Genomic DNA, 26,826 nt, shown 5'->3' with positions numbered 1-26,826 from the left:
CCCCACCAGTTATGCCGCGCCGGCCCAGAAGGCGCGGACGGCGGAGGCGAGGTAGCGGCCCTGGCGGCGGCCGGCGCGGGCCGAGGCCGGGCGGACGCTCGGGTCCAGCGGGTTCACGCCGAAGGCGGCCTGGGCGGCGTCGTCGGTGCTGATCACCATCACCCTGCTGCCGGTCGACTCCAGCTCGTGCACCTCGTCGTCGATGCCGAGGAACGGGCCGCGGGCGGGCATCGTCATCGCCGCGACGACGAGCACGACATCGTGGCCGGCGGCGAGCGTCGCGTTCGTCGGCGAGCCGGAGCCGCCGTCGATGTAGCGTCGGCCGCCGATCGTCACCGGCGGCCAGACCCCGGGGACGGCGCAGCTGGCCGTCACCGCGTCGACCAGGGGCACGCCCGAGTCCTTGTCGAAGACGAGCAGCGCGCCGCGCTCGGCGTCGATCGCGGTGACGAGCAGCCGGGCCGCCGGCCAGGCGTGGCTGGGCAGCCGGGCCTCGATGACCTGACGGCGCTCGGCCTCGGCGACCGTCGGCGTGGCCAGCGCCATCGCGCCGATCCGGGACAGCGCGGACTCCAGGTCGCGGGCGCCGCTGACCGCCTCGCCGAACATGGTCCACAGCAGCTCCGGGTCGAGCTTGACCGACAGCTCGGTTCCCGCCTCGTGCGCCGCCAGCTGGAACGCGAGCGATGGCTGGAGGCTCGGCTCGGTCCGTAGCAGCGCGCCGGCCACCGAGCCGGCCGACGATCCGATCACCGTGTCGGCCGCGGCCAGATCCGACCCGCCGTTGGCCAGCTCGGCCAGCAGCCCGATCTCCCACGCCAGCCCGGCGAGCCCGCCGCCACCGAGCACCAGCGCCCGCGACATGCGCCCCAGCCTAGACGAGCTGGTCGCGCAGGGTCGCGGCCGCGGCGCGCACCTCGTCGTCGAACGCCGCCCGCAGCTGCTCGCGCCGGATGCGCCGGGCAGCGGCGACGGTCTCGGCGGTCGGCGCCACGGCGCTCGCGGCGGCCGGCTCCGGCGGGCGCGGGACCGTGGGCGGATCGGCGAACTCGCGGTACAGCAGCCAGCAGCCGTGGATCCCGGCGAGCAGGTCCTCGAGCAGGTCGACGGCCGGGCGGCGCGGGTCCAGCGGGGTGAGCCGGTCCGGCAGCACGACGGTCTCGCCGATCTCCTCGTCATCGTCATCGTCATCGTCGGCGAGGCCGAGCGGGTCGTCGGCGTGGTCGTCGTCGGAGCCGTCGTCGAGGCCGCCGCGGATCTGGATCGCCAGGCCGTCGACCGGCGTCGGCGGGCGGGTCAGCAGCCGGGGCAGCGGGCCGTCGTCGTCACCGTCGGCGTCACGCGGGCCGCCGTCTTCGACGATCTCGGCGACCCATTCGAAGATGTCGTCCAGGTCCGGGTTGCGCCCCTCGGCGACGACCATCGCGTGCGAGATCAGGTCGAGCACGGCCTCGCGGGGCGAGTCGCCCGCCTCGACCTGGTGCAGCACCAGGGTCGGCGTCCGGTGCGGCAGCGGCTCGATCGCGTCCGCCTCGGCGACGACCTGGGTGACGTCGAGGTCGGCGTGCTGGGCGGCGACGATCGCCGCCGCGTGCAGCCAGTGCGCGGCCGCGATCGCGGCCGCGGTCGGCTCGACGTCGGTGAACAGCGCCCGCGAGCCCAACGGGTCGCCCCGCAGCAGCAGGTCGGCCGCGGCGATCTGCAGCGGCGAGGCGTCGGCCCGGCTCAGCGTGACCGCCTGGCGGGCGCGGCCGGACAGCTCACCCAGCTCGGCGCTCTCGACGGCGGCCAGCTCGGCGCGCACGTCGGCGGCGACCTGGGTGGTCAGTTCGGTGTCGGCGATCGTGTGCAGCGCCCGGCCGACCCGGTGCGCGGCCTCCTCCACGACGACCACGGCCTGCTGGATCAGCCCCTCGCGCGGCAGGTGCGGGCTCTCGATCGCCGCGACCACCTTGCCGAACACCTCGCGGCCGCGGCCGCTGAGGTTGTCGTCCCCGGTCGGCAGCGCCTGCAGCGCGGCCTCCTCCGGGTGGGTGTACGTGCGCCAGGCCGCGGCGGACAGGAACGTCAGCGTGCGGGCCAGCTGAAGGGCGTCCGACTCGTCCACCGAGGTCGGGAAATGGGCGACCCGCGCGGCCACGTCGCCGAGCCCGGTGTCCCAGGACACCACCAGCGCGTGGTCGTGGACGTCCACCGCATACCGGCTCATCGGCGACCACCTCCCCGTGCGCCCGGGCACGGCCTGAGGGCATGATGCCCTCCAGACGCGGACGGAAGCGTGATCACGCCCCGTCCCCTGGGGGGCGCAGCACGTCCCCCGTGATCAGGCTACGTCGAGTGGCGCCCGCCGGCAGGGCCAGTCGACGGCTGCGCGGAAATGTTCTCTCTGTCCAGGCGGGAGCGCGGCGTGCGACCGAGCGTGCACCGGTATGGCCGGGATGGCGACCAGTTCGGCGAGCTGTGGCTGCCGGCCGACGGTGCGGGGGCCGGGCGCGGCACCGTGGTCCTGCTCCACGGCGGGTTCTGGCGGGCCCGGTACAGCTCGACGCTGGCCCGGCCGCTGGCCAGGGACCTGGCCGGGCGGGGCTACGCGGCCTGGAACCTGGAGTACCGGCGGGTCGGGCACGGTGGCGGCTGGCCGGCCACGTTCGCCGACGTCGCCGCGGGGATCGACCTGCTGGCGACGCTGCCGGTGGACACCTCCCGGCTCGTCGCCGTCGGGCACAGCGCGGGCGGGCACCTCGCCGTCTGGGCCGCCGGGCGTTCCAGGCTGCCCGCCGGCGCGCCGGGCGCCCGGCCGGGCGTCGAGCTGACCGGCGTCGTCTCCCAGGCCGGCGCGGTGTGGCTGGCCGACTGCGCCCGCGACGGCGTAGGCGGCACGGCGGCCGTTGACCTCATGGGGGGCACCCCGGCACGGCTTCCGGAGGCCTATCGCCTGGCGGATCCGGGCGCGGCGATCCCGCTCGACGTCCCGGTGCTGTGCGCGCACGCCCGCGCCGACGACGAGGTCCCGTTCGACCAGAGCGTCCGCTACGTCGAGGCCGCCACCGCCGCCGGCGCCACCGCGCGCCTGCTGGAGACCCCGGGCGACCACTACTCGCTGATCGACCCGGCCACCCCGGACTGGAAGCTGGTCGCCGAAGCCCTCCCGGAGCTGCTCGGCTGACGCCCGCGCGCCTCGCGAGGCCGGCGCGACCCGGGCCGCGCCGGTTTCAGCCGCGGCGGCCGGTGAGGGCTACCGTCAGGCCGACGCCGATCATCGCCAGGCCGCCGGCGCCGCCGACGGCCGCGAGCCGGCGGGTGTCGTGGGTGAACCACGACCGGACGGCGCTCGCGGTCATCGCCCACACGGTGTCCGAGACCAGCCCGATGCAGATGGCGACCAGCGACATCAGCAGCATCTGGGCCGGCACGTGCCCCGCGTCCCGGCTGACGAACGGCGGGAGCACCGCGCCGAACATGATCAGTGCCTTGGGGTTGGTGAGGCCGACGACGAAGCCCTGCCGGGCCGTCCGCCACCGGGACGTCGCCGCGACCCGGGCCTGGGCCACCTCGGCCAACGCCCGCCGGTGGCGCAACGCCTGGACCCCCAGCCAGACCAGGTACGCCCCGCCGACCAGCTTGATGATCAGGAACGCGAGCTCCGAGCGCTCCACCAGCGTGCCGAGGCCGAAGGCGACCAGCACCGCGACGACGTAGTTGCCCAGGGCGCTGCCGACGACGCTCGCGATCGCGGCGCCCCGCCCCAGCGACAGCGCCCGCCCCACCACGAACAGCACGCTCGGGCCCGGGATCACGATCAGCACGAACGCCGCGACGGCGAAGCCCGCCAGCTGCTCTCCGGAGATCATGGTCAGTCCCGCAGGGGGCGGCCCTGCTTGTCCCGGACGCTGCCCGTCAACATCATGATGCCGTCGATCAGCGACCAGATGTGCAGGCCACCGCAGGTGAGCAACTGGGCGGTCGCGATCCCGTAGTCGCCCAGGTACCACCGGCCGGCGCCGCACCAGCCGAGGAAGATCTCCAGCAGGCCGGCGGTCAGCTTGTCCTTGTCGGAGAGCGGCTCACCCGTCAGCTGGTGCCGCCCGAACGGCGCCGCCGGGTCCGCGCCCCAGACGGCGGGCACGCCGTAGCCGGGCTGCTGGTAGCCGGGCTGCGGGTAGCCGAAGCCCGGGTCACCGGGCGCCGGGGTGTAGCCCGGGCCGGGCGGGTAACCCGGGCCAGGCGGGTAGCCGGGCTGGCCGTAGTAGGGCGCGTTCGGGTCGCCGGCCGGCGGGTAGCCGCCGCCTGGCGGGGTGCCGTACTGGGCGTTCGGGTCCCCGGGCGGGTAGCCGCCGGGCGGGTAGCCGTACCCGGCGTTCGGGTCACCGGCGCCAGGCGCGTAGCCCCCGGAGTATGGCGCGGTCGGGTCGCCGTAAGGCCCGGGAGCCGGCGGGTAGGCCGGCCCGCCGGCCGGGGTCTGCTGCGGCCCGGGCTTGGCGAACGGGTCCGGCGACTGGCCAGGAGCTGGGGTCGACATGGCGGCACTCCAAGGGTCTGAATCGGGCCGAAACGTACCAGCAGCGATCCAGGAGGTAGGCGCGCGCGTCCCCGACCCGACACCGTGCTGCCGGCAGGCTAGCGGCATCTGTCGGGACACAGGAGGCCCACAGGTGCACCCGGCGCGCCTCCAGGCGGGAACGCGACTTGGAGTGACATCTTCACCACGAAGAGGGGTCGACACCCGGGAGTTCACACATGGACAACCTCTCGGTGGTGACGACCACGCGGGACGACGCCAGCCCACCTGCTCCGCTCGCCCCGGCGCCCCCCGAGCCACCGACGACGCCGACGGTCTCGGGAACGGGCCCGGCAGCCGCGGAAGCCCGGACCGCGGCGCTGTACCGGACTCCCGCTGAGGGGCGCCCGGCGCGAACCGGCCTCGCGAGGATTCCCGGCGCGCGCGCAGCGCCGCGGGTCAGGCGGATCACCCGCGCGAGCGTTCAGGCGGCCCACGCCACGGCCAGGGCTGGGCGAGTGACGGCGGCGCATACGGGCCTGGGCCTGCGCTGGTCCGGACGCCGCCTGGTCCGGCTGGCCTGGCTGTTGACGGCAGGCGTCGCCGGTCCGGCGCGGCTCGCGCGTCGCCGCGCCCGCAAGACGCGCGCCGTTCTCGCTCGCATCGGCCGCCGGGTCGAACGCGGCCTCGACCGGCGGCTCGGCGTCACGCTGCGGTCACCCGGGCTTGGTGGGCGGATCTTCCTGACGACGACGGGCGGCGCCGTCCTGCTGATCGCGTTCGGCTCGGTGGTGCTCGGCGTGATGGGCGGCGGGCCGGCGGCGCTGCGCCCGCTGCTGCCCACCCCCAGCGCCCCAGCGGTGGTCGTGGCCACGACCACCGCCGCCCCGCCCCCGGTCACCGAGTCGCCCGGCGTCCCGATCGCGGCCACCCGGACGTTCCTGCTGAGCGCGTTCGCGGCCGGCAGCGGCCGCCCGACCGCGGTCACCGCCGCCTCGGGTGGGCTCCCGGTCGGCCGGATGTACCGGCACGTGCCGCGCCGCGGCGACGACCACCTGCTCACCGGTGAGCTCGTCTTCCCGCTGCTGCCGGCACCCCTGGCCTGCGTGGCCCAGGTCCAGCTGCGGCTGACGCTGCTGGCGAGCGAGGGCACGATCGGTGACGAGGGCCCCTATCCGCTGGGGGTCTATCCGTCGGCGCTGACGGGCCTGGCCCGCGGCGTGGTGCCGGCCAGGGTGCCCACGCTCGACCTGGTCGCGAACCGGCCGCGCGGCGACTTCGACTGGACGCCGTACAACCTGCCGAACCCCGTCGGCGACGGCGACACGGCCGCGCTCGCCGCCGCGGGCCAGCCCGGCGCCGACGGGCAGCCGGCCGCGACCGCGACCAGGCCCCGCGAGATCACCGCCGACGTCACCGATCTCTACACCCGCTGGGTCGAGGGCATGCCGACGGCGAAGGGCAGGCCCGGCATCCGCCCCGGCACTCCCCTGGTGCTCGCCGTCCGCCCCGAACAGACCAACGCCCTCGGCGACTGGCAGCACACCTACGGCGGCAGCGACACCGCGACCCCGCCCGTCCTGCTCTGGACCAGGCGCGTGCACTGCCACTGACCCCGCGGGCCAGGGTCCTCAGTTGTCGAGGCTGAGCGCGGCGACGCGGTCCAGGTGCTGGGCGGAGTCGCCGAAGGTGCCGACGAGGCGCTTGGCCCGCTTGTAGAAGAAGTGGGCCTCGTGCTCCCAGGTGAAGCCGATGCCCCCGTGGTACTGGATCATCGCGCCGGTCGCGGCGGTCGCGGCGTCGTTGGCCTTGGCCTTGGCGACCGCGACGGCGAGCTCGGCGTCGGGCAGGGCCTCGTCGAGCGCGTGCGCGGCGTACAGCGCGGCGTGCTCGGCCATCAGGACCGCGACGTGCAGGTCGGCGAGGGTGTGCTTGATCGCCTGGAAGCTGCCGACCGCCTTGCCGAACTGGACCCGGGTCTTGTCGTACTCGACGGTCCGGGTGATCGCGGCCCGCGCGGAGCCGACGAGGTCGGCGGCGGTGAGCACCGCGCCGCGCCGGTTCAGGTCGGCGAGCACGTCGCCGCTGGAGCCCGCCAGCCGCTCGCCGGCGGCGCCGGCGAACGTAAGGCCGCCGAGCCTCGTCGTGGCGTCGTAGCTGGTGTGCGGGGCGACCGTGACCCCCGGGGCGGTCGGTTCGACGAGGTAGAGGCCGATCCCGCCGTCGGGCTCGGTGGCCGCGACGACGGCGAGGCGCGCGACCGCCGGGTACTCGACCGGCGACGCCGTCCCGGTCAGCCGCCCGTCGGCGTCGGCGGTGACGCCCACCCCGGACACGTCGAACGCCTTGCCGGGAGCGCGCAGCGCGACCGTCGCGACCAGCTCGCCGGCGGCGAGCGGGCCGAGCACGGCGGCACGCTGCTCGGCGGAGCCCGCGAGCCGGACCGCCTCGCCGGCGAGCACGGTCGCCAGCCACGGCCCGGGCACCGCGCCGGCCCCGAGCGCGCGGGCGATGACCTGCGCGTCCAGCAGGCCGAGGCCGAGCCCGTCGTTCTCCTCGGGCACGAGCACCGCGAGCCAGCCCTGCTCGCCGAACGCCTTCCACAGGTCGGCCGGGTGACCGTCACCGGCGGTGTCCTCGAAGACGGCCCGGACGGCGGTCAGGTCGAACCGGTCCGCGAGATAGTCGCGGACGGTCTCGGCGAGCGCCCGCTGCTCATCGGTCAGCGCGAAGAACACTGTGCCTCGTCCCCTTACCGCGGCAGGCCGAGCACGCGCTCGGCGACGATGTTGCGCTGCACCTGCGACGAGCCACCCCAGATCGTCACCGACCGGGTCCAGAACGCCTCGTGCTGCAGGGCGCTGAGGTCCAGGCCCTCGACCGGCGAGGTGAGGACGCCGTCGACGCCGAGCAGATGGTCGAACGTCTCGAACAGCTTCTGGTAGGTCTCCGACCACTGCAGCTTGGTGATCGAGGACTCGGAGCCGAGGTCGTGGCCCTGCTCGACCTGGGTGAGCACGTGCATGGCGTGGTAGCGCAGGCACTCCAGCTCGACGAGCCGGCTGGCGAGCTCACGGCGCAGCGTCGGGTCGGTGTCCCGGCCGAGCACGCGGGCGGCGGCGACGATCTGGTCGTAGCCGCGCCGGTAGTTCGCGTACTGGGAGATGCCGGAGGCGCCGCGCTCGAAGGAGAGCAGCATCATCGCGGTCTTCCAGCCGTTGCCGACGCCGCCGACGCAGTCGGACACCTTGACCCGGGCGTCGGTGAAGAACACCTCGCCGAACTCGGATGCCCCGCTGATCTGCTTGAGCGGGCGAGCCTCGACGCCCTCCTGGTGCATGTCGATGAGCAGCATCGAGATGCCGCGGTGGGACTGGCTACCGGGCTCGGTCCGCACCAGGGTGAACAGCTTGTCGCCGTGCATCGCGTTGGTGGTCCAGATCTTCTGGCCGTTGACGACGAACTCGTCGCCCTCCAGCCGGCCGGAGGTGCGCAGCGCGGCGAGGTCCGAGCCGGCGCCCGGCTCGGAGAAGCCCTGGCACCAGATCACCTCGTTGCGCAGCATCGGGCCGATGATGTCCCGCTTCTGCTCCTCGGTGCCGATCGCCATGACCGTCGGCGCGAGGAACGTCAGGCCCAGCGCGTTGGCCGACTCGGGGGCGCTGGCGAGCGCCATCTCCTCGTCGTAGATCGCCTTCATGCCGGGCGTGCCACCGCGGCCGCCGTACTCGGTGGGCCAGGCGATCCCGGCGAACCCGGCCGCGGCCTTGCGCCGCTCCCAGTCACGGCGCAGCTCGAAGCCCTCGTCCGCGGGGATCCGCTCCCAGAAGACGGGTTCGCGCCACTCCTGGGGGATGTTGGCGTCGAGCCAGCTCCGCAGCTCCGAACGGAACTGCTCCTCCTGCGGGGTGAACGTCAGATCCATGGGTGCTCGCTCCCGGGTGCGCGGCACCGCCGGGCGGTGCCGGGGCGTCGGCCGGCGGGTCATAGGTTACCCATAAGTAACAGATGACGCGACGGCTGGCTGGCCGACACCGCGATCATCCACCGGAAGGGCGCACGATGCAGGCGCTGAAGGGATCGGGTCGGCCGGTTGGTTACCAGGTCCGGGACACCAGCCCAACAGCGGCGTACATCACCGCGTCTCCGATCCGCCTCGGGGGCGGTTGTCGCACCCGCCCGGCACGATGGTGGCTGACGGGGACCACGCCCCGAACCCGCTCTCGGTCGCACAGGTATCCGTAGGAGGTACCCCCGATGCCCGGCACGGACCCTTCGGACGGCTTCGTCCCCGACGCCGCCGCCGTCCCGCCGATCGCCACGGCCGGCGGCCGCCTCGGGCCGGCGCAGCGCGCCGAGGCACTGCGGCGCCTCGCCACCGAGACGTTCGACGTGCTCGTCATCGGCGGCGGCGTCACCGGCGCCGGCACCGCGCTGGACGCGGCGGCCCGCGGCCTGTCCGTCGCCCTCGTCGAGGCCCGCGACCTCGCGGCGGGCACGTCCAGCCGGTCCAGCAAGCTGATACACGGCGGGCTGCGTTACCTGGAGCAGCTCAACGGCGCGCTGGTCCGCGAGGCGCTGCGGGAGCGGACCCTGCTGCTCGAGACGCTGGCCCCGCACCTGGTCCGCCCGGTGCCGTTCCTGCTGCCGTTGACGCACCACGGCTGGGAGCGGGCCTACATCGGCAGCGGCGTGCTGCTCTACGACACCCTGGGCCAGGGCCTGGCCCGGATCAGCCCAGCTCCCGGCACACAGCACTCCGGCGGTCTGCCGCTGCACCGGCATCTGACCCGCAAGGCGGCGCTGCGCGAGTTCCCGGCGCTGCGGCCCGACGCCCTCGTCGGCGCGATCCAGTACTGGGACGGGCAGGTCGACGACGCCCGGCACACGATGTTCGTCGCCCGCACCGCGGCCAGGTACGGCGCCGCGGTCGTGACGTCCGCTCCGGTCGTCGGGCTGCTGCGGGAGGAGGACCGGGTGACCGGCGCGGTCGTGCGCGACCTGGAGTCGCCCGGCGGGGCCGAGATCCGGGTCCGGGCCCGCCAGACGATCGGCGCCACCGGGGTGTGGACCGACGACCTGCACGCGCTGCTCGGCGGCGCCCGGGGGCCCGTCTCCGTGCGGGCGTCGAAGGGCGTCCATCTGGTCGTCCCGCGCGACCGGCTGCAGGGCACCACCGGGCTGATCCTGCGCACCGAGCGCAGCGTGCTGTTCGTCATCCCCTGGGGCACCCACTGGATCATCGGTACCACCGACACCGACTGGGAGCTCGACCTCGCCCACCCGGCGGCGACCCGGGCCGACATCGACTATCTGCTCGACCAGCTCAACCGGGTGCTGCGCAGCCCGCTCACCCGGGACGACATCGTCGGGGTCTACGCCGGCCTGCGCCCGCTGCTGGCCGGCGAGTCCGAGGACACGGCGCAGCTGTCCCGCGAGCACGCCGTCCTCGCCGCCGCGCCGGGACTCACCACGGTCGCCGGCGGGAAGTACACGACCTACCGGGTGATGGCCGAGGACGCGGTGGACGCGGCGGCCGCCGGGCTGACCAGGGTGGTACCGCCGTCGTGCACCGACAAGACCCCGCTGCTCGGAGCCGACGGGTACCAGGCGCTGTGGAACGCCCGCGAGCGGCTCGCCGAGCGCGCCGGCCTGCACGTCGCCCGGATCGAGCACCTGCTACGCCGGTACGGGACGCTGACCGAGGAACTCGTCGACCTGGTCGTCGCGGACCCGAGCCTGGGCGCGGCGCTGCCCGGCGCGGAGGCGTATCTCGCCGTCGAGGCGCTGTACGCGGTGACGCATGAGGGCGCGCTGCGGCTGGAGGACGTGCTGACCCGCCGCACCCGCATCTCCTTCGAGGCCGCGGACCGGGGCCTGGCCGCCGCCGGGCCGGTCGCGGCGCTGGTCGCCCCGGTGCTCGGGTGGGACGAGACGCGGACCCGCGCCGAGATCGACCTGTACGAGGCCCGCGTCGCCGCCGAGCGCGCGTCCCAGGAGACGCCCGACGACGCCACGGCCGACGTCGCCCGCCGCGCGGCGCCGGACGCCCGCCGGCTGCCGTCCGTGCGCGCCACCGCCCGCCCGCAGCCGACGCCCCCCGTTCCCGCGGAGGTGGACCTGGACGAGACGGTCCCGATCACCGGGGTCACCGTCGCGTCGGCCGCGACCTCGGCGGCGGCCACCGCCGCGGCGAGCCTGCGCGCCGCCCGCCGCGCCGTCGTCAGCTCGATCAGCCGGGTGTCCAGCAACGGCGGCACCGGCCCGTCCCACCCCGACGGCGCCGCACCGGGCACCATGACCGACCTGGCCTCCTGACCGGGCGGCCAGCCGGACGGTCGTCGCGCCACCTGACGAGGCCCCGGGCAGCCTGCGCCGCCGCGGGGCGCCCAGGCCTTACGGTCACGGTCGTGGAACGGTCGATCTCGGCAACAGCCAGGGCGAACGGGGTGACATGAGCGCAGTCGCGAACGGGCCAGGCCCGGAGGTCTTCGACGTCGTCGTGATCGGGGCCGGGCCGGCGGGTGAGGTGGTCGCCGGCCGCGCGGCCGAGGCCGGGCTGTCGGTGGCCGTCGTCGAGCGGGAGCGCGTCGGCGGCGAGTGCTCCTACTGGGGGTGCATCCCGAGCAAGACGCTGCTGCGGCCGGGAGACGTCATCGCGGCGGCGCGCCGGGTGCCCGGCGCCGCGAGCGCCGTGACCGGCGAGATCGACACCCCGGCCGCGTTCGCCAGGCGGGACGAGATGGTCGGCGGCTACTCGGACGAGGGCGCGGTGCCGTGGCTGCTCGACCGCGGGGTCACGCTGGTGCGGGGCCGCGGCCGGCTGGCCGGCCCGCTGCGGGTGGACGTCGACACCGCCGACGCGATCCAGCCGGACGCGGGGACGCCGGCCGGGACGACCCGGCGGCTGGCGGCCCGCAAGGCGGTCGTGCTGGCGACCGGGACGAAGGCGTTCATGCCGCCGATTCCGGGCCTCGCCGACGTGGAGCCGTGGGACAACCGGAGCGCCACCGGGGCGACCCTCGTTCCGCGCCGGCTGGTGGTGCTGGGCGGCGGGGCGGTCGGTACCGAGCTCGCTCAGGGGTTCCGCCGGCTCGGTACGGCCGAGGTGACCATCATCGAGGGCCAGCCCCGGCTGCTCGCCCGGGAGGAGCCGTTCGCCGGTGACGAGGTCGGCGCCGCGTTCGAGGCCGAGGGCATCGCCGTGCGCACCGGCTGCCGCGTCACCGCCGTCCGGCGCGGCGACGACGGGGCCGCGCCGGGGCCCGCGTCGAGCGAGCGCCGGCGGCCGCCCGTCGTGGTGACCCTGGACAACGGCGACGAGCTGACGGCCGACGAGATCCTGGTCGCCGTCGGCCGCCGGCCCGCCACCGAGGACCTGGGACTGGAGACCGTCGGCCTGACCCCCGGCCGCCCGGTCACGGTCGACAGCAGCCTGCGCGCGGTGGGCGCGACGCCGGCAACCGGCGGCTCGGGGGAGGCGGACGGCGACGGCTGGCTCTACGCGATCGGCGACGTGAACGGCCGGGCTCTGCTGACTCATATGGGCAAGTACCAGGGCCGGCTGGTCGCCGACCTCGTCGCCGGCCGCCGGGACGCGGCGGGCGCCGTACCCGTCGAGGTCGCGGGCGAGCGCCTCATCCCCCGCGTCACGTTCACCGACCCGCAGGTCGCGGCCGTCGGGCTGACCGAGCAGGCCGCCCGCGAGGCCGGCCTGCCGGTCCGGGCCGTCTCGGTGCCGACCAGCGGCGTCGCCGGTTCCTCGGTCCGGGGCGTCGGCCTGGTCGGCACTTCCCAGCTGGTCGTCGACGAGGAACGCCGCGTGCTCGTCGGCGCCACCTTCACCGGTCAGGACGTCCAGGAGCTCCTGCACTCGGCGACGATCGCGATCGTGGGCGAGGTGCCGCTGGAGCGGCTCTGGCACGCCGTCCCCTCGTTCCCCACGGTCAGCGAGGTCTGGCTTCGCCTGTTGGAGACCTACGGCCTGTGAGCGGGGGTCGGGCCGGCGGCGGTCGGGTGGTCAGCGCCGGGCTGCTGCTGTTCCGGGTTGTCGAGGACGGCCCGGAAGTGCTGATCGGCCATATGGGTGGGCCGTTCTGGGCGCGGAAGGACGCGGGGGCCTGGTCGATCCCGAAGGGCGAGACCGAGCCCGGCGAGGACCTGCGGCTGGCCGCCGCGCGGGAGTTCGCCGAGGAGCTCGGCTCGCCGCCACCGGCGGGTGCGTGGCTGGAGCTCGGCGAGGCCCGCCAGTCCACCGGCAAGATCGTGACGGCGTACGCGCTGCGCGGCGAGTTCGACCCGGCGACGGCCGTCAGCAACACCTTCGAGCTGGAATGGCCGCGCGGCTCGGGCCGGGTCCAGGCCTTCCCCGAGATCGACCGGGTCGCCTGGTTCGACGTGGCGACCGCCCGGACCAAGCTCGTCCGCGGCCAGGTCACGTTCCTCGACCGCCTGCTCGGGCTACTGAACCCGCCCGGCGAGACCCAGCAGGCCTGACCGGCCGCGCGACAGCCAGGCCGTCGCGCGAGCCGGCCGGAGACTCAGGCCGCCGCGACCAGCGGCGCGATCGCGAGGTCGACGGCCGTCTCCAGGTAGCCGAGCTCGCCGGTCGCGATGAGCAGGCCCGCGCCGCCCTGGACCGCGGCGAGCACGGACGTCGCCAGCGCGTCCGGCGCCGTGGCCCCGGCACGGGTGGTTCCGGCCAGCAGCAAGGCGTGCCAGTCCGACACCATCGACGCGACCAGCGGCCCGACCCGGGGGTCGGAGTCGGCGAGCTGGCTGGTGAGCGAGCGCAGCGGGCACTGCCGTCCCTGCTCCCGGTACTTGCGCACGACGGTCTCGCGCCAGGCCCGCCAGCTCGGCGGCGGCCCGAGCCGGTCCAGCTCCGGCTGCTGGTCGGCGATCACCAGGGCCGCCTCGTGGACCGCGACCGCGTAGAGCAGGTCGGCCCGACCGCCCGGGAAGTAGTGGAACAGCTGGCTCTTGCTGGTCGCGGTGGACGCCCTGATGTCGTCGAGCCCGGTGTTCTGCGCCCCCTGGGCACGGACGAGCGTGGCGGCGGCCGAGACGATCCGCTCGCGGGTGGCTGCACCCTTCGCGGTGAGTGGGCGGCTCACGTGAGCCAACCTACAAGTTCTGGACTTGCCAGTCCATTATTCGCGGGCCAGGATTGGACCGCAGAGTCCATTAAGCAACGTGAGGGAGACGCCGTGACGCAACGACTGGCTGGCCGCACCGCGCTGGTGACGGGGTCCACCCGTGGCATCGGCCGCGGGATCGCGCTCGCGTACGCGGCCGAAGGCGCCCAGGTGCTGGTGACCGGGCGTGGGACGGCGGCCGGCGAGAAGGTCGTCGCCGAGATCACCGAGACCGGAGGCGCGGCTACGTTCCTCGCCGGCGACCTGCGGGACGGCGCCGGGGTCGCGGCACTGGCCCGGGACGCGCTGGCGGTGGCCGGCGGCCGGGTGGACATCCTGGTGAACAACGCGGCCGCGCTCGTCGGCGGCCGGCCGACCGTCGAGACCGACGACGCCCTGATCGACACCGTCCTCGCGACGAACATCAAGGCACCGCTGTTGCTCGCCGCCGCGCTCGTGCCGGCGATGCTCGACCACGGCGCCGGCGTCATCGTCAACGTCGGCTCGATCAACGGCCTCATCGGCATGAACGGGGCAGCCCTGTATGGCGCCTCGAAGTCGGCGCTGCACTCGCTGACGACGTCCTGGTCGGCCGAGTGGGGCCGGCGCGGCATCCGCGTCAACACCGTCGCCCCCGGCCCGACCGAGACCGAGTGGAACGAGGGCCTGCGGGACTTCCTGACCGAGCTGACCGCGACCGCCCCGGACGGGCGGCTGGCCCGCACCGCCGAGGTCGCGGCCGTCGCCGTCTTCCTGGCCAGCGACGACGCCGCCCACGTACACGGCGCCACGATCCCGGTCGACGGCGGCCTGACGGCCATCCGCGGCTTCGTCCAGCCGGCTGCCGCCTGAGCCGCCGCGGCCTGATCCGGCGCCGCCGGTCCGGCTACCCGGCTGCCGAGATCTTGATGCCGCAGCCGGGCTCGGACAGGTAGACCTCGGTCGGGGCGCCGGGGTCCAGCGTGACCGGGCCGTCGCCCTTGTGGGCCGTGGTGAAGTCGAGCGTCCGGCCGTCGACTGCCCGCAGGGTGAGATCGCAGCTGTCGGCGTCGCCGAAGTCGATGGGGTCGACCGAGATCGCACCCTGCGCCTGGAAGGACGGCGTGTCGCCCTCGTAGGCCTGCTGGGCGAAGGGCAGTGGCACGTCGCCCGCGCCCTTCTCGGGGGTCACGACGCAGGCGTCATTGTTGACGGTCCAGTGGAACGCGCCGGTCACGGAGACCTGGTAGGTCTTGCGGCCGTAGATCCCGTCGAGCTTCCCGCGCTCCACGCCGTCGCCGTCCAGCACGGTCACCGCGCAGCCCTCGGCGTCGTTGCCGTTGATCTGGTCGTCGATCGTGATCCGCCAGGGGGCGTCCGCCGTGAAGTCGGCCGAGGTGTCGACGCTGGCCGGAGTGCCACCATCACCATTACCCCGGGTCGCCACGAGGCCCACGATGGTGCCGGCCGCGGCGAGCAGGAGCACGCCACCGACGACGAACGTGGCGATCAGCTTGCGCGACCGGCGCGGCCGGGGAGCCTCGGGCGCGCCCTGGCCCGCAGCCACGGTCGCCGACCACGGGGGCGTCGGCGTCACGGCGACGGGGGTGGAGGGCGGGGTATCCCCCGGCTTGGACACCAGGACCCGGGTCACCGGGAGGTTGACGTCGCTGGGCACCGGGCCGATCAGCGCGGCATACAGGTCCGCGGCGGTCGGCCGGGCCGCCGGGTCCCGGGCCATGGCGCCGGCTACCGGCTCGCGCAGGGCCGGCGCGAGCAGTTCGCGGTCGACGATCGGTTCGGCCGCCGCGACCCGGTGCAGCACCACTTCGGGCGTGCCCGTGCCGAACGGCGCCTTCCCGGTCGCGGCATAGCAGAGCAGCCCGCCCCAGGCGAAGATGTCCGCCGCGCCGGTGACCTCCTGGCCGGAGACCTGCTCGGGCGAGTGCCAGCCGGGCGTGCCGACGAAATGCCCGGTCGAGGTCAGGCCGGCCGCGTCGGCCGCCGCGGCGATACCGAAATCAATGACCTTGGGACCGTGCGCCGTCCACAACACGTTCGACGGTTTGAAGTCGCGATGGATCAGGCCGGTGGCGTGAATCGAGAGCAATGCCTCGGCAAGGCCGGCGCCCAGCAGAAGCTGTTCGTCGGCGCTTAGCGGGCCATGCTCGCGCACATGCTCGGCAAGATTGAGCGCGTCGACGAACTCGGTCGCGAGCCACGGCCGAGCCGCGGCCAACTCGAAGTCGACCAAGCGGACCGTCCGCGTACCCCCGACCCGGAAACAGGCCTGGACCTCGCGCTGGAACCGGCGCCGGAAATCCGGGTCGTCGGCCAGGTCCTCGCGGATAAGCTTGATCGCCACCTGCCCGAACGGGCCTTCGGCCAGGTAGACGACTCCCATGCCGCCGGCACCGAGGCGGCCCAGGATCCGGTGGCGGCCGAGCATCTCCGGGTCGCCCGGGCGCCGCTCCTGCAGGGGAACACCGGTCTCGGTCATCGTCGGTGGTGCCCCCCAGCAGTGCGGACTCACAAGATCAGGCGGCGCGGAGCGACCGCGCACGGCTGAATATGCCACGCGCCGCGCGGTGCGGGACAACCGGTCGGAAAACCGACCTTCCGCCCTCGCTACCGGCCCGGCTCGGCAATTCGGTGCCGTCTCGGGAAAGGGCCGGCCGCGACTAGCCGTGACAGGAGTCGAAGAACAGCGCCACGGTGAGGGCGCCCGGGTCGAGCACGCCACGGGCGACATCTCCGACGTAGGAGGCCCGGCCACGACGGGCGCGCAGCGCCTCGGTGGCCAGCGCGCCGCCCCGGGCGGCCTCGGCGGCCAGCGCGACGCCATCGGCAAGATCAAGCCCGTCCGCGACGGCGGCGGCGAGCGCGCCCACGGCCGGAACCATCGCGTCGACCATGGTCTTGTCGCCGGGACGCGCCTTGCCGAGGCGCTGGACCGTCGCGGTGCCGGCGTCGACGCCGGCGGCCAACTGGGCGAGCGTCAGCACCGGGCCGTCCGTGGCCCGGCCGATGCCTCGAAACCACAGGCCGAACAGCGGGCCGGACGTGCCGCCGGTGTTCAGGAACCCGTGCGAGACGCCGAGGAACACCGCGCCGGGGGTCGTCGGCTGCGTCTGTTCAAGCCGCGCCCGGACCCGCCGCAGCGCGGCCAGGATGTTGTTCCCGAAGTCCCCGTCACCGGCGCGCCGGTCGAGCTCGCCGAGCTCGGCGGCGTCGGCCGAGAACCGCCGGTGAAACGCCTCCACCCATGCCCACGCGCCCACCACGTCCAGGCCGCCGGGCTGGTCGTCGGCCCGCGGGTGTCCGGCCCCTGGACGTTCGCCGGCCCTTGGACGTTCGCCGACCACCGTGCCTTCGCCGGCCTCGCCCGTCGCGTGCTGGTCTGGGCTTTCGTTCGCGTCCACCGCTGTTCCGTCCACTTCGCCTCCTTCGGCGCACCGCCGGTCACCGGCGGCGCCGCTCCGCCACCCTGAAGCCGGCGCCGCGCCGGCCAGGGTCACCAGCTCAGCGCGATCGTGCGGACCGGGGCGTCCCACAGCGCGACCAGCTCGTCGTCGGCTCTCGTCAACGTCACCGAACAGCCGGCCATGTCCAGCGACGTGACGTACGGGCCGACGAGCGCCCGTTCGATCGTGATGCCGGCCGCCGCGAGGATCGTCGCGACCCGCCGATGGATGACCGCGAGCTCCAGGTTGGTCGTCGATCCCAGGCCGTTGGTGATCGCGATGACGCGGTCGCCGCGCCCGATCGCGAGATCGGCTACCAGCGGCCGGACCAGCAGGTCGGCCAGCTCGTCGGCCGAGGCGAAGGCCCTCCGGCCGACCCCCCGCTCCCCGTGGATCCCGACGCCGAACTCGACCTCGTCGCGCGGCAGGTCGAACGACGGCCGCGGGTCACCCGGATGGGCGCCGGCCGCGAGCGCGACGGCCATCGACCGTGACGTCGCGGCGACCCGCTGCCCGAGCGCGGCGACCCGGGCCAGGTCGGCCCCGGCGGCGGCCGCCGCGCCGACGATCTTCTCGACGACGACGGTCGCGGCGGTTCCGCGCCGGCCCGGCCCGTCGCCGGTGGCGGATGTCGTCGCGAGGTCGTCGTCGACCAGGACCTGGCGCACCTCGATCCCGTCGTCGGCGGCGACCTCGGCGGCGATCTCGAAGTTCAGCACGTCGCCGGTGTAGTTCTTCACGACGTGCACCACCCCGGCCCCGCCCGACACCGCCTGGGTGGCGGCCAGGATCTGCCCCGCCGTCGGGCTCGCGAACACCGCGCCCGGGACGGCGGCGTCGAGCATCCCCGCGCCGACCATCCCGACGTGCAGCGGCTCGTGCCCGGACCCGCCGCCCGAGAGGACGGCCACCTGCCCGGCGGGCGCCGGCGTGGCCCTGGCGACGAAGCTGGGATCGCGGTTCCACCGGATCAGGCGTGGATAGGCCGCTTCAAGGCCTTCCAGCGCCTCCTCGACGATGGCGTCGGGATCGTTGACGAACTGCCGCCGCGGTGCCTCGACGCTGGGCTGGGCCGGGATCGAGTCCTGCGCGGTCATCGTCGGCCACGCTGTCGGCCACGCTCTGGCGCTCTCATAGCCCGGGGTCTACACCTCTCCAGCCCACCGGATCAAGAACCGAGCCCCTCCGGCGGGGCCGGTTGGCGGGGTCTGGCGGCGCAGGGGCACAGTGGTGCGGGACGTGCCGAGGCTGGCACCCTTTGTGGCAGCACAGTTCGTGTGGCAGCTCAGCGTGCGGCACGATTTGTGGCGATCGTGACGGCAGCACCGGCTTGGAGCCGGTCGTCGGTGGTGGTAGGTCCGTAGCGGCGGACTCGGGTGGGTACACGCGCGACGAGCGGAGAGACGAACATGCAGCTGGGGATGATCGGCCTGGGCCGGATGGGCGCCAACCTGGTGCGCCGGCTGCAGCGGGCCGGGCACGAGTGCGTCGTCTACGACGTCAACAAGGACGCCGTCGCCGCGCTCGCGGCCGAGGGCGCCACCGGCACCACCACGCTGGAGGAGTTCGCCGCGGCGCTGAGCACCCCGCGGGCGGCCTGGGTGATGGTCCCGGCCGGGCTGACCGGCGACACCGTCTTCAAGCTGGCCGACCTGTTCGAGCCAGGCGACATCATCATCGACGGCGGCAACTCCTACTACCGCGACGACGTCGACCGGGCCAAGGCGCTGCACGCCAAGGGCCTGCACTACGTCGACGTCGGCACGTCGGGCGGCGTCTTCGGCCTGGAGCGCGGCTTCTGCCTGATGATCGGCGGCGAGCCGGAGGTCGTCTCGCACCTCGAGCCGCTGTTCGCGACCATCGCCCCCGGTATCGGCACCGCGGAGCGCACTCCCGGCCGCTCCGGCGAGCCGACCCCGGCCGAACAGGGCTACCTGCACTGCGGCCCGCCCGGCGCCGGCCACTTCGTCAAGATGGTTCACAACGGCATCGAGTACGGCATGATGGCCGCGTTCGCCGAGGGCCTGGGCGTGCTGAACAAGGCCAACATCGGCAAGGCGCTGGCCGGCGAGCACGACGCCGAGACCAGCCCGCTCACCCACCCCGAGTACTACCAGTACGACCTCGACCTGCCGGCGATCACCGAGGTCTGGCGGCGCGGCAGCGTCGTCGCGTCCTGGCTGCTGGACCTGACCGCCGCCGCCCTGGTCGAGGACCCGGAGCTGGCCCAGTTCGGCGGCCGCGTCTCCGACTCCGGCGAGGGCCGCTGGACCGTGCTGGCCGCCGTCGAGGAAGGCGTCCCCGCCCACGTCCTCACGGCCTCCCTCTACGAACGCTTCAGCTCCCGCGGCGAGGCCCTCTACTCCGACAAGATCCTCTCGGCCATGCGCAAGCAGTTCGGCGGCCACAGCGAGAAGCCAGCCAGCTGAGCAGGCCGCGCCTGCCACGCCCTCGTTGTCGTCCGGCCGGGCCCGATCGAGCCTGCTGATCGCCAACCTGGGTCGCGTGGTGGTGGTCGGGTCGGGCAACCACCACGCCTGGCGGGTGATCAACGGTGGGCGGGCTGTCGTTCCACCAGTCAGGAGTCCCGCAGGGCCACCCACGTTGGGCGTTACTGGAGTGACACGCCACACCAGTAGCCGTCGTGGTCAAGCGCGGCGGGTGGCTGTACCAGGACGAGACTCCGGCCCGACCGGTCGACGTTGAGGAAGCTCTCGCAGAGCGTCGGCAGCTTCGGCTGGGACAGATCGACAGGCGCCATCAGGCCGCCAGCCGTGAAGTTGGTCATCTCGCGGAGGTTCCGGATGAAAGCCTCGCGAGTTGGGCAGGGACCGGCACGCCGCAGGCCCTCGATCATCTCGTCGGCGATGGTGTAACCGCCGATCGCGATCTGGTCGCCCTGATCCGTCACCTCCGGAGCGTAGGTGCTCATCGCGTGCTGGTAGGCGATCATCGCCGGGCTGCCCTGCGCGGCGGTCGTGGATGGAAATGTCATTCCGGGCATGTCGCTGCCGCGGCGCGCAAGCAGGGCGGGGCTGGCGGAGCTGGTGTCCACCGCGACGATGATGTTCGCTCCGAGCGCCTTGGCCTGCGCATAGATGTCGATGAAGGCATCGGACTGGGCAGCGCCGACGAGGGTGTCCGCGCCGGATTTCTTTACCTGTTCGGCGACGCGAGCGGCGCTGCCGGCCCCCTGGGTGTAGGCCACCTGGCCGAGGACCTGGATTCCGCGGCTTTGCAGACTGGCGGCGGACTGGGCGACGAGGCCCTGGGAGCTCGCGACGTTCGGGTCGACGAGGACCAGTGCCTTCGTCCCGCCCCGCGCCTTGACGAAGTCACCCAACACGGAGGAGCCGCCGGAGTTGAAGCGGTTACCGGTATGGAAAAGGTTGGGGTAGTCGCTCCAGATGGCGCTCGTGGCGAAGCCGGTGATCGGAACGTTTTCCTTCGCGAGCCAGTCGGCCGACTTGTCCAGCACAATCGACGAACTGATGAGGCCGAAGGCCTGCTGAGCATGGACCATGTCGCCCGCCACCAGCGAGAAGGTCGCCGGGTCAGACCGGTCGTCGCCCCACACGAGATCGAGCTTGCGGCCGTTGACGCCACCCTGTGCGTTCTGCTGGTCGATGCGGGCCTCGACACCGCCGCGGGCCGCCCCGAAGACGGAGACAATCTCGGCGGGACCGCTGTCAGGATAGATGAACCCGACCTTGATCGAGGTAGCGGTCACGCCCGGCGCCGGTGTCGGACAGGCGGCCGCTCGGTTGGAGGTCGAGCTCGACGTCCCACAGGCCGCGATCGCGATGGGTAACCAGGCCAGCACGGCCGCGAACGCCGCGTTCCCGGCCCGCGCACGCCTACGCCGAAAAATCATGAGACCGCCCCACCCTGATCGTGACGTTTGTCACTGATCTGATTTGTGGCAGACCCTAGCGCGGCGGCCGACGACGAACGCAGAGGGCCCCTGACCTGCCACGAGGCGAAGTGGCGCAGTTCTGGTGCTGGGCCTGCTGACCCTGGCCCAAGCCGCGAAATAGGACGCCGGCTACTGGTGGCCGCGATGTCGCGTCGATACCGCGACCACCAAGCCGTCAAGCGGTGCTCGGGTCAGGGCTCAGTCGACGTCGAGGCAGAGCGTCGCGCCGACGGCGGGGCCGAGGGCCTGGTCCAGGGCAGGGCCGAAGACGTTGCCCAGTGGGAGGGCGCCGGAGGCAGCGGGGCGGCGGCCGACGCGCGGGGCACCGGGCCAGCCGCGTTGGCGCAGGGTGGTCGCGACGGCGGTGCCGACGCGGTCCGGTTCCTCCAGGAGCAGGTGTCGGGGCACCCGGAGCACGAGCCGGTTGGCGCGCCGGACGATCCCCCGGGCGCCCGGGACGGACGGCCAGGGGCCGGCGGCGGCCAGTCCGCCGGGACCGAGGACGCCGACAGGCCCAGTCCCTGGCGGCGGGACCTCAGCAGCGGTGCGGATGCCTGGAGCGGCCACCGCGCCGATCTCCACCCGGACCTGCCAGGCCTCGTACAACAGGTCGAGGCGTCCTGGCGCGCGGGGATCGGGTCGGCCGCGCAGGGCAGGGGGCAGGCCGTGGCGCGCCTCCAGCCGGCGGTACAGCAGGTCGGGGACCCAGGGAGCGCCGCCGTCGAGGTCGTCGAGGACGTCGCCGATGACCTGCCGGCGCGCGATCGGGCCACGCCGGGCCAGCGCCGCGCGGACCTCGTCGGACTCGACGATCCCGCTGGCCACGGCGAGCGCGAGCAGGGTGCGGGCCTCGTCGTGGCTGGCCGCCCATTCGGCCATGTCGACGAGCGAGCGCGGCAGCGTGGTGCGCGGTGGCCAGCCGTCCTGGTGCAGATCCTCGTCGGCGAGGCGGGCGGTCGCGCGCAGCTTCACCCCGGGGCGGGGCGTGACCCGCCGGCCGGACGCGAGGATCACCGTCAGCCAGGGCTCCGCGCAGCCGCGCAGGCCGCCAAGCGCCGCGGCCGAGGCACCGCCGAGCAGCGCGTCCGGGCCAATCGACACCAGGGCGCACCACAGTCGCTGGATCAGCGTCAGCGGGCCGGCCTGGGTGACCAGGACGTCGCCGGAGTAGAGCTGCCACCGGCCGCTGTCGACCCGCCGGCGGATCTCGGCCCGGGAGAAGCCCGCGGCGACCGCCTCCTTCATGGTCAGCACGCCGTCGCGCTGGGGGGCAAGCCACGCGGGCTGCTGGTCGACGTCGACGGAGGCCACCGGACGGTCACCGTCGCGCGGCGCGGGCACCGGCGGACCGGCGTCGTCGGGCCTGAACCCGTCGGGCCCGGGCCGGCCGGGCAAGAGGAGGTCGGCGACGAGGGTCGCGCCGGACCGGGACACGGAACCACGCGAGGCGGGCTGCGATCTCATGGGAATCACAATGAACGCCGCAGATCAGACAATCAATGTCTAACTACAACACTTCTGATCACCTTGGGACAAACTACGCATACCCAATCAAACCACTGGCACCATCGGTGACGGCGGCGTCCGTCACCCCTCCATCCGCGCCACCACACGATATGTGTTGGAGCGATCCCCTTGGCGCGTATACGAGACGAGCGCGGCACCGGCGGTACCGGCCAGCACTCCCGGCACGATCGACGCCGTCAGCGCCGTCCCACGGGCGATCCACCGCAGCGGCGACGACGGTGAGCCCGGAAGCCAGGGCAGCGTCGGGCTCGGCGCGACCGCCTGGATCATCAGGCCCACGGCGGCGACCAGGTCGCCCGGCTGGTGGGCCGCGCCGAACTGGACCATGACGGTCCGCATCCCCCGGTCCTCCAGCGCGGCGACCAGGTTGTCGACCGGGATCAGCTGCCGCACCCCGGGGACCCCCCAGCCCGGCCAGTACCGGCCCAGCCGCCGCGCGCCCAGGCCGGCCGGGTTCGGCAGCTCGGCGACCAGCAGTCCGCCGGGGCCGAGCGCCTTCGCCAGCGCGTCGAGGTCCTCGGACGGGTCGCGGCTGCGCTCCAGGTAGCCGAACATGCTGATCACGTCGTAGTGGCCCGTGATCGCCTCGGCGATGTCGGCGAAGCTCGCCGGATAGGCCCGGTCCACCCAGCCGCGCCGCCGCGCCTCGCCGATGGACTCGGCCGGCCCGACCCCGTCGAACACGGTGCGTGGCCAGACCGAACGGGCCGCGTTGCAGAACGACCCGACGCCGGCGCCGACGTCCAGCCAGGCCCGCGGCCGCAGAAACGGCCGGACCACCTCGGCCCTGGCCCGCAGCTGCGCGGCGCGGGCGACGACGGCGACCTCGGCCTTCGCCGCGTTCATCCCGTCCTGGCGGTCGCGTTCGTAGAGCACCCGGCCGGCCGGGGTCAGCCGCGGGTTCTGGAACAGGTGGCCGCAGACGAGGCACTCGTCGATCTGAAAGCGGCCCGGCTTGCGCAGCTCCAGGTCGGGCGAGACGAGCCGGATTCGCAGCTCGGTCGACGCGCACCAGGGGCAGTCCGGCCAGGGACGGGCGAAGAACATCTCCGGGCCTTCGGAGAAGGCCCGCTGGTAGCGCGCGCGCCGGTCCGCCGCCTCGGCCTTGGTCTTCGCCTTGACCGGGTCGGCCGGCAGTCCGGCCGCCTTCGCCTCGGAGGCCGCGCGCTGCTGGCGCCGCCAGGCCCGGACCGTGCTGATCGAGTACTCCACGCCGGCCGTGATCCGCACGATCGGGCTGCGGATCAGATCGCGGGGGGCGACGGGCACCCTGCCAGCACAGACGAAGAACGGCTGGCACCAGAACAGCGCGGTCGCCGCGAGCCCCCAGGGCCGGTTCAGGTGGACCCCGACGACCGTCGCGACGTCCCGCAGCGTCGGGAGGATTGTGTTCATCGGGCGTAAGACCGACCAGCACCGCCGTTGCACCCGCACCCGGGTCGCGCCGTCGTCGCGGGCGGCGCGCAGCCCGGGCAGCACCGCCAGGTCGGTGCTGGCCGGGGCGTGCCGCTTCAGCTTCTCGGTGACCTCGACCAGCTCGACCGGGGTGTAGTCGTCGCGCACCTCGACGCCGGCCCGGTGCGCGACCTCGGCACGCACCAGCAGCGCCTGGAACGCTCCCCGGCCCGGGGCGAGGCGGTCGGCCCGGTAGGTGCGGGTGTCGACCATGCGCGCGACGTCCAGCGCCCGCTCGATCGTCAGGTCGGCCGGGATCAGGTCGAGGACGTCGAGCCGCTCGCGGCTGGCATGGTAGCTGGCCGACCGTTTCGCGGCCTCGGTCAGCTGGACGCCGGCGGCGCAGATGAACAGGTGGTCCGGATCGGTCGGCCGGCCCGAGGCGGGCAGCGTGTCCAGCCGGCGCAGCCGTCCGCGCAGCCGTACCCCGTTGACCAGCAGCCCCAGGACGACAAAGATCGGCGTCCAGGAAAGTAAGGTCACCACGGCAACGAGCTCAGCCCAGCAGCTTCTCGATGTGCGCCGCGGCGGCGGTCACCCCGCCGGCCGCCGCGAACTCGGCGCGTAGCCGGTCGGCGGACGCCCGGATCTCCGGGTCGTCGAGAACAGACCCGACCGCCGCGGCGACGCCGGCCGCGTTCACCCGGCCGAACCGGACCCGCACGCCCGCGCCGGCCCGGGTGACCTGCTCGGAGATCACCGGCTGGTCGTCGCGGACCGGAGCGACCACCAGCGGCACCCCCTGTGACAGCGCCTCGCAGACAGTGTTGTTGCCGGCATGGCAGACGACGGCCGCGAGCCGGCCCATCAGCTCCAGCTGCGGCACGCTGGCGCGCACGAGCACGTCGGCGGGCGCGGCGGCGGCCAGGTCGTCGACGATGCCGGGCGGCGCGACGACGATGGTCTGCGCCCGGTCCGCCATCCCGGCGAGCGCCTCGGTCGCGACCCGCAGGAACCGGCCGCCGGCCTCCCGGGTCACGGTGCCGAGCGAGACGAGCACCTGGGCGCGCTTCGGATCCAGCCAGGTCCACGGGAAGTCGGTCGGCGGCTGGCGCAGCCCGGCGGCCGAGCCGATGAACTCCGTGTGCGGCGGCAACGCCGCGACCGCGTCCGGAGTGCGCAGCAGCCCGGTGACCGAGCAGACCAGGGTGAGCTGGTCGGAGAACCGGAGGTCACCGCGGGCGGCCTCCTCGGCGGGGACGCCGGCGGCCACCTGGAACTCGCGCAGCTGGTCGACGACCCACTGGCCGACCGCGGCGATGATCCCGTACGGGTTGTCGAACTCGGCCGAGGTGGTCGCGAGCGTCACCCACCGCAGGCCCTGGCGGCGCGCGAGCAGGGCGCCGCCGACCGCCTGCTGGTCCACGACGACGACGTCGGGGCGCCACTTCTCGACGATCGGCTCGAGGTCCCGGGCCATCGCGGCGCCCAGCGGGAGCAGGAAGTCCTCCCACAGGAACTTGAACGAGCTCGTGCCGCGCTGCCGCCGCGACTTCTCCTCGACCTCGGCCCTGGCCTCGGCGGTGAGGTCCTCGGGCAGCTCGACCAGCCGCAGCGGTCCGGGCACCAGCGACCGCACGACGCTCGCGTGACCGGCGACCGCGACCTCGTGGCCACGTTCCGCGAGCTCGCCGGCGACTCCGACGGCCGGGTACACGTGCCCGGCCAACGGCGGGACGACGAACAGGATGCGAGCCACTCCTGATCACTCCCCGGGGGTTCGGTCTTGGCCTGGGACTCCCAGACCTATTGTTCGTGCTGCGTCGACCCGGCTGAAGCCCGGGGTTCCTGTCGTGACGCGCCGGCCGCCGCCGAGGTTGTGCTCGCGCCGGCCGGGACGGGTTGCGGGACGACCGTGGCCCGCTCCGCGCCCTCCTGGGCCTCGGCGCGCGCCGCCCGGCGCTCGGCGTTGAGGTCCGCCGGGATGGTCCGCGAGAGCACCCAGTCAGCCAGCTCGAACTTCTTGCCCTCGTGCAGCTGGTAGGCCGGCATCTGCTCGTCGCGGCGCAGCACCCACCAGCGCAGCAGCTCGCGCAGGTAGTCGGCGGCCTCGCGCAGGACCATGTGGGTGTGGTGTTCGAGCACCACCAACGTGCAGTCGGGGACGAGCCGGGCCAGGCCGTCGCCCTGCTCGATGATCTCCGAGTTTCCGCCGTAGATGGCGAGCACCGGCGCCGGGAGGGCACTGAGCCGCTCCGGCGAGAACGGCTTCGTCGCCAGCATGTCCTCGGCGACCGTGGTCTCGCGCAGCAGCGCCTGCGCCGAGCGCATGATCCGCCCGACCGCGCGCCCCGCGCTGAACTGCAGCCACTCCTCGACCTCGTCGTCGGAGATGGCGGCCAGTACCTGGGTCAGCGAGCGAGCCATCTCCTCGCCGAGGCCCTCGATCCGGAACGGCGGCTCGATCAGCGTGAGGCTCGCGACCCGGTCGGGGTGCTCGACGCCGTAGGTCAGCGCGAGCGTGGCGCCGTAGCTGTTGCCGACCAGGTGGACCGGCCGGTCGATGCCCAGTTCGTCAAGCACCGCCGTCAGGTCGGCCATCGCGGTCGCGATGCCGTAACCGCTCGGAGTGCGCTCGCTCTTGCCGTGCCCGCGCAGGTCATAACAGACGACCTCGCAGCCGGCGTCGGCCATCGCGTTGCCGAGCGAGAAGTAGAAGCTCGCCAGGTTGTCGATCACCATGCCGTGCAGCATGACCACGACGGGCGCGTCCGGTCGCGCGCCACCGGTCGGCGCGAGCCGCTGGACATGCAGCCGCACGCCGTTCGCGACGATTTCAGCCACGGTTGGACTCCTTTCTCGACATGCCATCCCGGCACGTCGACGTCGCCAGCCCCACCAGCCCTACTG

At 74.1% G+C, this 26,826-nt stretch carries 22 protein-coding genes; 7 read left to right on the top strand and 15 right to left on the bottom strand.

Annotated features, from left to right (window positions below):
* Positions 1-9: 9 nt before the first annotated feature.
* Both FRAEUI1C_RS06195 and FRAEUI1C_RS35945 read right to left on the bottom strand, forming a co-directional pair.
* Entirely contained in the window at positions 10-864 is an 855-nt protein-coding gene (locus tag FRAEUI1C_RS06195) for a patatin-like phospholipase family protein (RefSeq protein ID WP_013422431.1), read from the bottom strand.
* A gap of 10 nt (positions 865-874) precedes the next feature.
* Positions 875-2,209, bottom strand: coding sequence for a hypothetical protein (locus FRAEUI1C_RS35945; RefSeq protein WP_013422430.1), 1,335 nt, complete (start codon positions 2,207-2,209; stop codon positions 875-877).
* Between the two features lie 198 nt (positions 2,210-2,407).
* On the opposite strand from FRAEUI1C_RS35945, the gene FRAEUI1C_RS06185 reads away from it, so the two are divergent.
* A complete protein-coding gene (locus tag FRAEUI1C_RS06185; protein WP_013422429.1) occupies positions 2,408-3,166 on the top strand; it encodes an alpha/beta hydrolase family protein in 759 nt (252 codons plus the stop codon).
* Positions 3,167-3,212: 46 nt separating this feature from the next.
* Here the strand turns inward: FRAEUI1C_RS06185 and FRAEUI1C_RS06180 are convergent, their stop codons facing one another.
* Together FRAEUI1C_RS06180 and FRAEUI1C_RS06175 are read right to left on the bottom strand one after the other, a co-directional pair.
* Complete coding sequence (locus tag FRAEUI1C_RS06180; RefSeq protein WP_013422428.1) at positions 3,213-3,851, bottom strand: LysE family translocator; 639 nt, start codon at positions 3,849-3,851, stop codon at positions 3,213-3,215.
* A 2-nt stretch (positions 3,852-3,853) separates the two neighbouring features.
* Positions 3,854-4,519: a TM2 domain-containing protein gene (locus FRAEUI1C_RS06175; protein ID WP_013422427.1), complete on the bottom strand. Its 666-nt coding sequence runs from the start codon at positions 4,517-4,519 to the stop codon at positions 3,854-3,856.
* A 218-nt stretch (positions 4,520-4,737) separates the two neighbouring features.
* On the opposite strand from FRAEUI1C_RS06175, the gene FRAEUI1C_RS06170 reads away from it, so the two are divergent.
* Positions 4,738-6,111 (top strand): hypothetical protein, encoded by a 1,374-nt coding sequence (locus tag FRAEUI1C_RS06170; protein WP_013422426.1) that lies wholly within the window; start codon positions 4,738-4,740, stop codon positions 6,109-6,111.
* A gap of 18 nt (positions 6,112-6,129) precedes the next feature.
* Here the strand turns inward: FRAEUI1C_RS06170 and FRAEUI1C_RS06165 are convergent, their stop codons facing one another.
* Both FRAEUI1C_RS06165 and FRAEUI1C_RS06160 read right to left on the bottom strand, forming a co-directional pair.
* Positions 6,130-7,236 (bottom strand): acyl-CoA dehydrogenase family protein, encoded by a 1,107-nt coding sequence (locus FRAEUI1C_RS06165; RefSeq protein ID WP_013422425.1) that lies wholly within the window; start codon positions 7,234-7,236, stop codon positions 6,130-6,132.
* A gap of 14 nt (positions 7,237-7,250) precedes the next feature.
* Complete coding sequence (locus tag FRAEUI1C_RS06160) at positions 7,251-8,423, bottom strand: acyl-CoA dehydrogenase family protein (RefSeq protein ID WP_013422424.1); 1,173 nt, start codon at positions 8,421-8,423, stop codon at positions 7,251-7,253.
* A gap of 332 nt (positions 8,424-8,755) precedes the next feature.
* On the opposite strand from FRAEUI1C_RS06160, the gene FRAEUI1C_RS06155 reads away from it, so the two are divergent.
* The 3 genes from FRAEUI1C_RS06155 (at position 8,756) to FRAEUI1C_RS06145 (ending at position 12,994) form a co-directional block, all read left to right on the top strand.
* Positions 8,756-10,816, top strand: coding sequence for a glycerol-3-phosphate dehydrogenase/oxidase (locus tag FRAEUI1C_RS06155; protein WP_013422423.1), 2,061 nt, complete (start codon positions 8,756-8,758; stop codon positions 10,814-10,816).
* 136 nt (positions 10,817-10,952) lie between these two features.
* Positions 10,953-12,488 carry a dihydrolipoyl dehydrogenase family protein gene (locus FRAEUI1C_RS06150; protein ID WP_013422422.1) on the top strand — a complete coding sequence of 512 codons (1,536 nt, stop codon included), beginning with the start codon at positions 10,953-10,955 and terminating at the stop codon, positions 12,486-12,488.
* Positions 12,485-12,994 (top strand): NUDIX hydrolase, encoded by a 510-nt coding sequence (locus FRAEUI1C_RS06145; RefSeq protein ID WP_232425319.1) that lies wholly within the window; start codon positions 12,485-12,487, stop codon positions 12,992-12,994. Before FRAEUI1C_RS06150 ends, FRAEUI1C_RS06145 begins: the two co-directional genes overlap by 4 nt.
* A gap of 44 nt (positions 12,995-13,038) precedes the next feature.
* On the opposite strand, the gene FRAEUI1C_RS06140 is transcribed toward FRAEUI1C_RS06145, so the two are convergent.
* Complete coding sequence (locus FRAEUI1C_RS06140; protein ID WP_013422420.1) at positions 13,039-13,614, bottom strand: TetR/AcrR family transcriptional regulator; 576 nt, start codon at positions 13,612-13,614, stop codon at positions 13,039-13,041.
* 93 nt (positions 13,615-13,707) lie between these two features.
* Here FRAEUI1C_RS06140 and FRAEUI1C_RS06135 point away from each other — a divergent pair, with 93 nt between their 5' ends.
* Entirely contained in the window at positions 13,708-14,487 is a 780-nt protein-coding gene (locus FRAEUI1C_RS06135; protein WP_013422419.1) for an SDR family NAD(P)-dependent oxidoreductase, read from the top strand.
* A 34-nt stretch (positions 14,488-14,521) separates the two neighbouring features.
* Here the strand turns inward: FRAEUI1C_RS06135 and FRAEUI1C_RS06130 are convergent, their stop codons facing one another.
* The 3 genes from FRAEUI1C_RS06130 to FRAEUI1C_RS06120 form a co-directional block, all read right to left on the bottom strand.
* The gene (locus FRAEUI1C_RS06130; RefSeq protein WP_013422418.1) at positions 14,522-16,114 is read right to left on the bottom strand and encodes a serine/threonine-protein kinase; all 1,593 of its coding nucleotides are present in this window, start codon (positions 16,112-16,114) and stop codon (positions 14,522-14,524) included.
* A 181-nt stretch (positions 16,115-16,295) separates the two neighbouring features.
* Positions 16,296-17,051, bottom strand: a complete 756-nt coding sequence (gene dhaL / locus FRAEUI1C_RS06125; protein ID WP_013422417.1) for a dihydroxyacetone kinase subunit DhaL — start codon at positions 17,049-17,051, stop codon at positions 16,296-16,298.
* Between the two features lie 77 nt (positions 17,052-17,128).
* Complete coding sequence (locus tag FRAEUI1C_RS06120; protein WP_013422416.1) at positions 17,129-18,175, bottom strand: dihydroxyacetone kinase subunit DhaK; 1,047 nt, start codon at positions 18,173-18,175, stop codon at positions 17,129-17,131.
* Between the two features lie 312 nt (positions 18,176-18,487).
* Between FRAEUI1C_RS06120 and gnd the strand changes: the two genes are divergently transcribed.
* The gene (gene gnd, locus FRAEUI1C_RS06115) at positions 18,488-19,507 is read left to right on the top strand and encodes a phosphogluconate dehydrogenase (NAD(+)-dependent, decarboxylating) (protein ID WP_013422415.1); all 1,020 of its coding nucleotides are present in this window, start codon (positions 18,488-18,490) and stop codon (positions 19,505-19,507) included.
* Positions 19,508-19,689: 182 nt separating this feature from the next.
* Here gnd and FRAEUI1C_RS06110 read toward each other — a convergent pair whose 3' ends face one another.
* From FRAEUI1C_RS06110 to FRAEUI1C_RS06090, 5 genes are all read right to left on the bottom strand, one after another.
* The gene (locus FRAEUI1C_RS06110) at positions 19,690-20,952 is read right to left on the bottom strand and encodes an ABC transporter substrate-binding protein (protein ID WP_013422414.1); all 1,263 of its coding nucleotides are present in this window, start codon (positions 20,950-20,952) and stop codon (positions 19,690-19,692) included.
* 240 nt (positions 20,953-21,192) lie between these two features.
* Positions 21,193-22,458, bottom strand: a complete 1,266-nt coding sequence (locus tag FRAEUI1C_RS35940; protein WP_013422413.1) for a type IV toxin-antitoxin system AbiEi family antitoxin domain-containing protein — start codon at positions 22,456-22,458, stop codon at positions 21,193-21,195.
* A 123-nt stretch (positions 22,459-22,581) separates the two neighbouring features.
* Entirely contained in the window at positions 22,582-24,462 is a 1,881-nt protein-coding gene (locus FRAEUI1C_RS06100; protein WP_013422412.1) for a class I SAM-dependent methyltransferase, read from the bottom strand.
* A gap of 10 nt (positions 24,463-24,472) precedes the next feature.
* Positions 24,473-25,675, bottom strand: a complete 1,203-nt coding sequence (locus tag FRAEUI1C_RS06095; RefSeq protein WP_013422411.1) for a glycosyltransferase — start codon at positions 25,673-25,675, stop codon at positions 24,473-24,475.
* Between the two features lie 47 nt (positions 25,676-25,722).
* Entirely contained in the window at positions 25,723-26,760 is a 1,038-nt protein-coding gene (locus FRAEUI1C_RS06090) for an alpha/beta fold hydrolase (RefSeq protein ID WP_013422410.1), read from the bottom strand.
* Positions 26,761-26,826: the final 66 nt, after the last annotated feature.

Origin of the sequence: Pseudofrankia inefficax (genome assembly GCF_000166135.1) — a bacterium.
GTDB classification, from domain to species: Bacteria; Actinomycetota; Actinomycetes; order Frankiales; family Frankiaceae; genus Pseudofrankia; species Pseudofrankia inefficax.
This window is presented reverse-complemented; position numbering and strand designations above follow the sequence as displayed.

Excerpts from the sequence above, each read along its gene's own strand:
- FRAEUI1C_RS06195 (WP_013422431.1), bottom strand. The coding sequence starts at position 864 with ATGTCGCGGGCGCTGGTGCTCGGTGGCGGCGGGCTCGCCGGGCTGGCG.
- FRAEUI1C_RS35945 (WP_013422430.1), bottom strand. The coding sequence starts at position 2,209 with ATGAGCCGGTATGCGGTGGACGTCCACGACCACGCGCTGGTGGTGTCC.
- FRAEUI1C_RS06180 (WP_013422428.1), bottom strand. The coding sequence starts at position 3,851 with ATGATCTCCGGAGAGCAGCTGGCGGGCTTCGCCGTCGCGGCGTTCGTG.
- FRAEUI1C_RS06175 (WP_013422427.1), bottom strand. The coding sequence starts at position 4,519 with ATGTCGACCCCAGCTCCTGGCCAGTCGCCGGACCCGTTCGCCAAGCCC.
- FRAEUI1C_RS06170 (WP_013422426.1), top strand. The coding sequence starts at position 4,738 with ATGGACAACCTCTCGGTGGTGACGACCACGCGGGACGACGCCAGCCCA.
- FRAEUI1C_RS06160 (WP_013422424.1), bottom strand. The coding sequence starts at position 8,423 with ATGGATCTGACGTTCACCCCGCAGGAGGAGCAGTTCCGTTCGGAGCTG.
- FRAEUI1C_RS06155 (WP_013422423.1), top strand. The coding sequence starts at position 8,756 with ATGCCCGGCACGGACCCTTCGGACGGCTTCGTCCCCGACGCCGCCGCC.
- FRAEUI1C_RS06150 (WP_013422422.1), top strand. The coding sequence starts at position 10,953 with ATGAGCGCAGTCGCGAACGGGCCAGGCCCGGAGGTCTTCGACGTCGTC.
- FRAEUI1C_RS06130 (WP_013422418.1), bottom strand. The coding sequence starts at position 16,114 with ATGACCGAGACCGGTGTTCCCCTGCAGGAGCGGCGCCCGGGCGACCCG.
- FRAEUI1C_RS06120 (WP_013422416.1), bottom strand. The coding sequence starts at position 18,175 with ATGACCGCGCAGGACTCGATCCCGGCCCAGCCCAGCGTCGAGGCACCG.
- gnd (WP_013422415.1), top strand. The coding sequence starts at position 18,488 with ATGCAGCTGGGGATGATCGGCCTGGGCCGGATGGGCGCCAACCTGGTG.
- FRAEUI1C_RS06110 (WP_013422414.1), bottom strand. The coding sequence starts at position 20,952 with ATGATTTTTCGGCGTAGGCGTGCGCGGGCCGGGAACGCGGCGTTCGCG.
- FRAEUI1C_RS35940 (WP_013422413.1), bottom strand. The coding sequence starts at position 22,458 with ATGAGATCGCAGCCCGCCTCGCGTGGTTCCGTGTCCCGGTCCGGCGCG.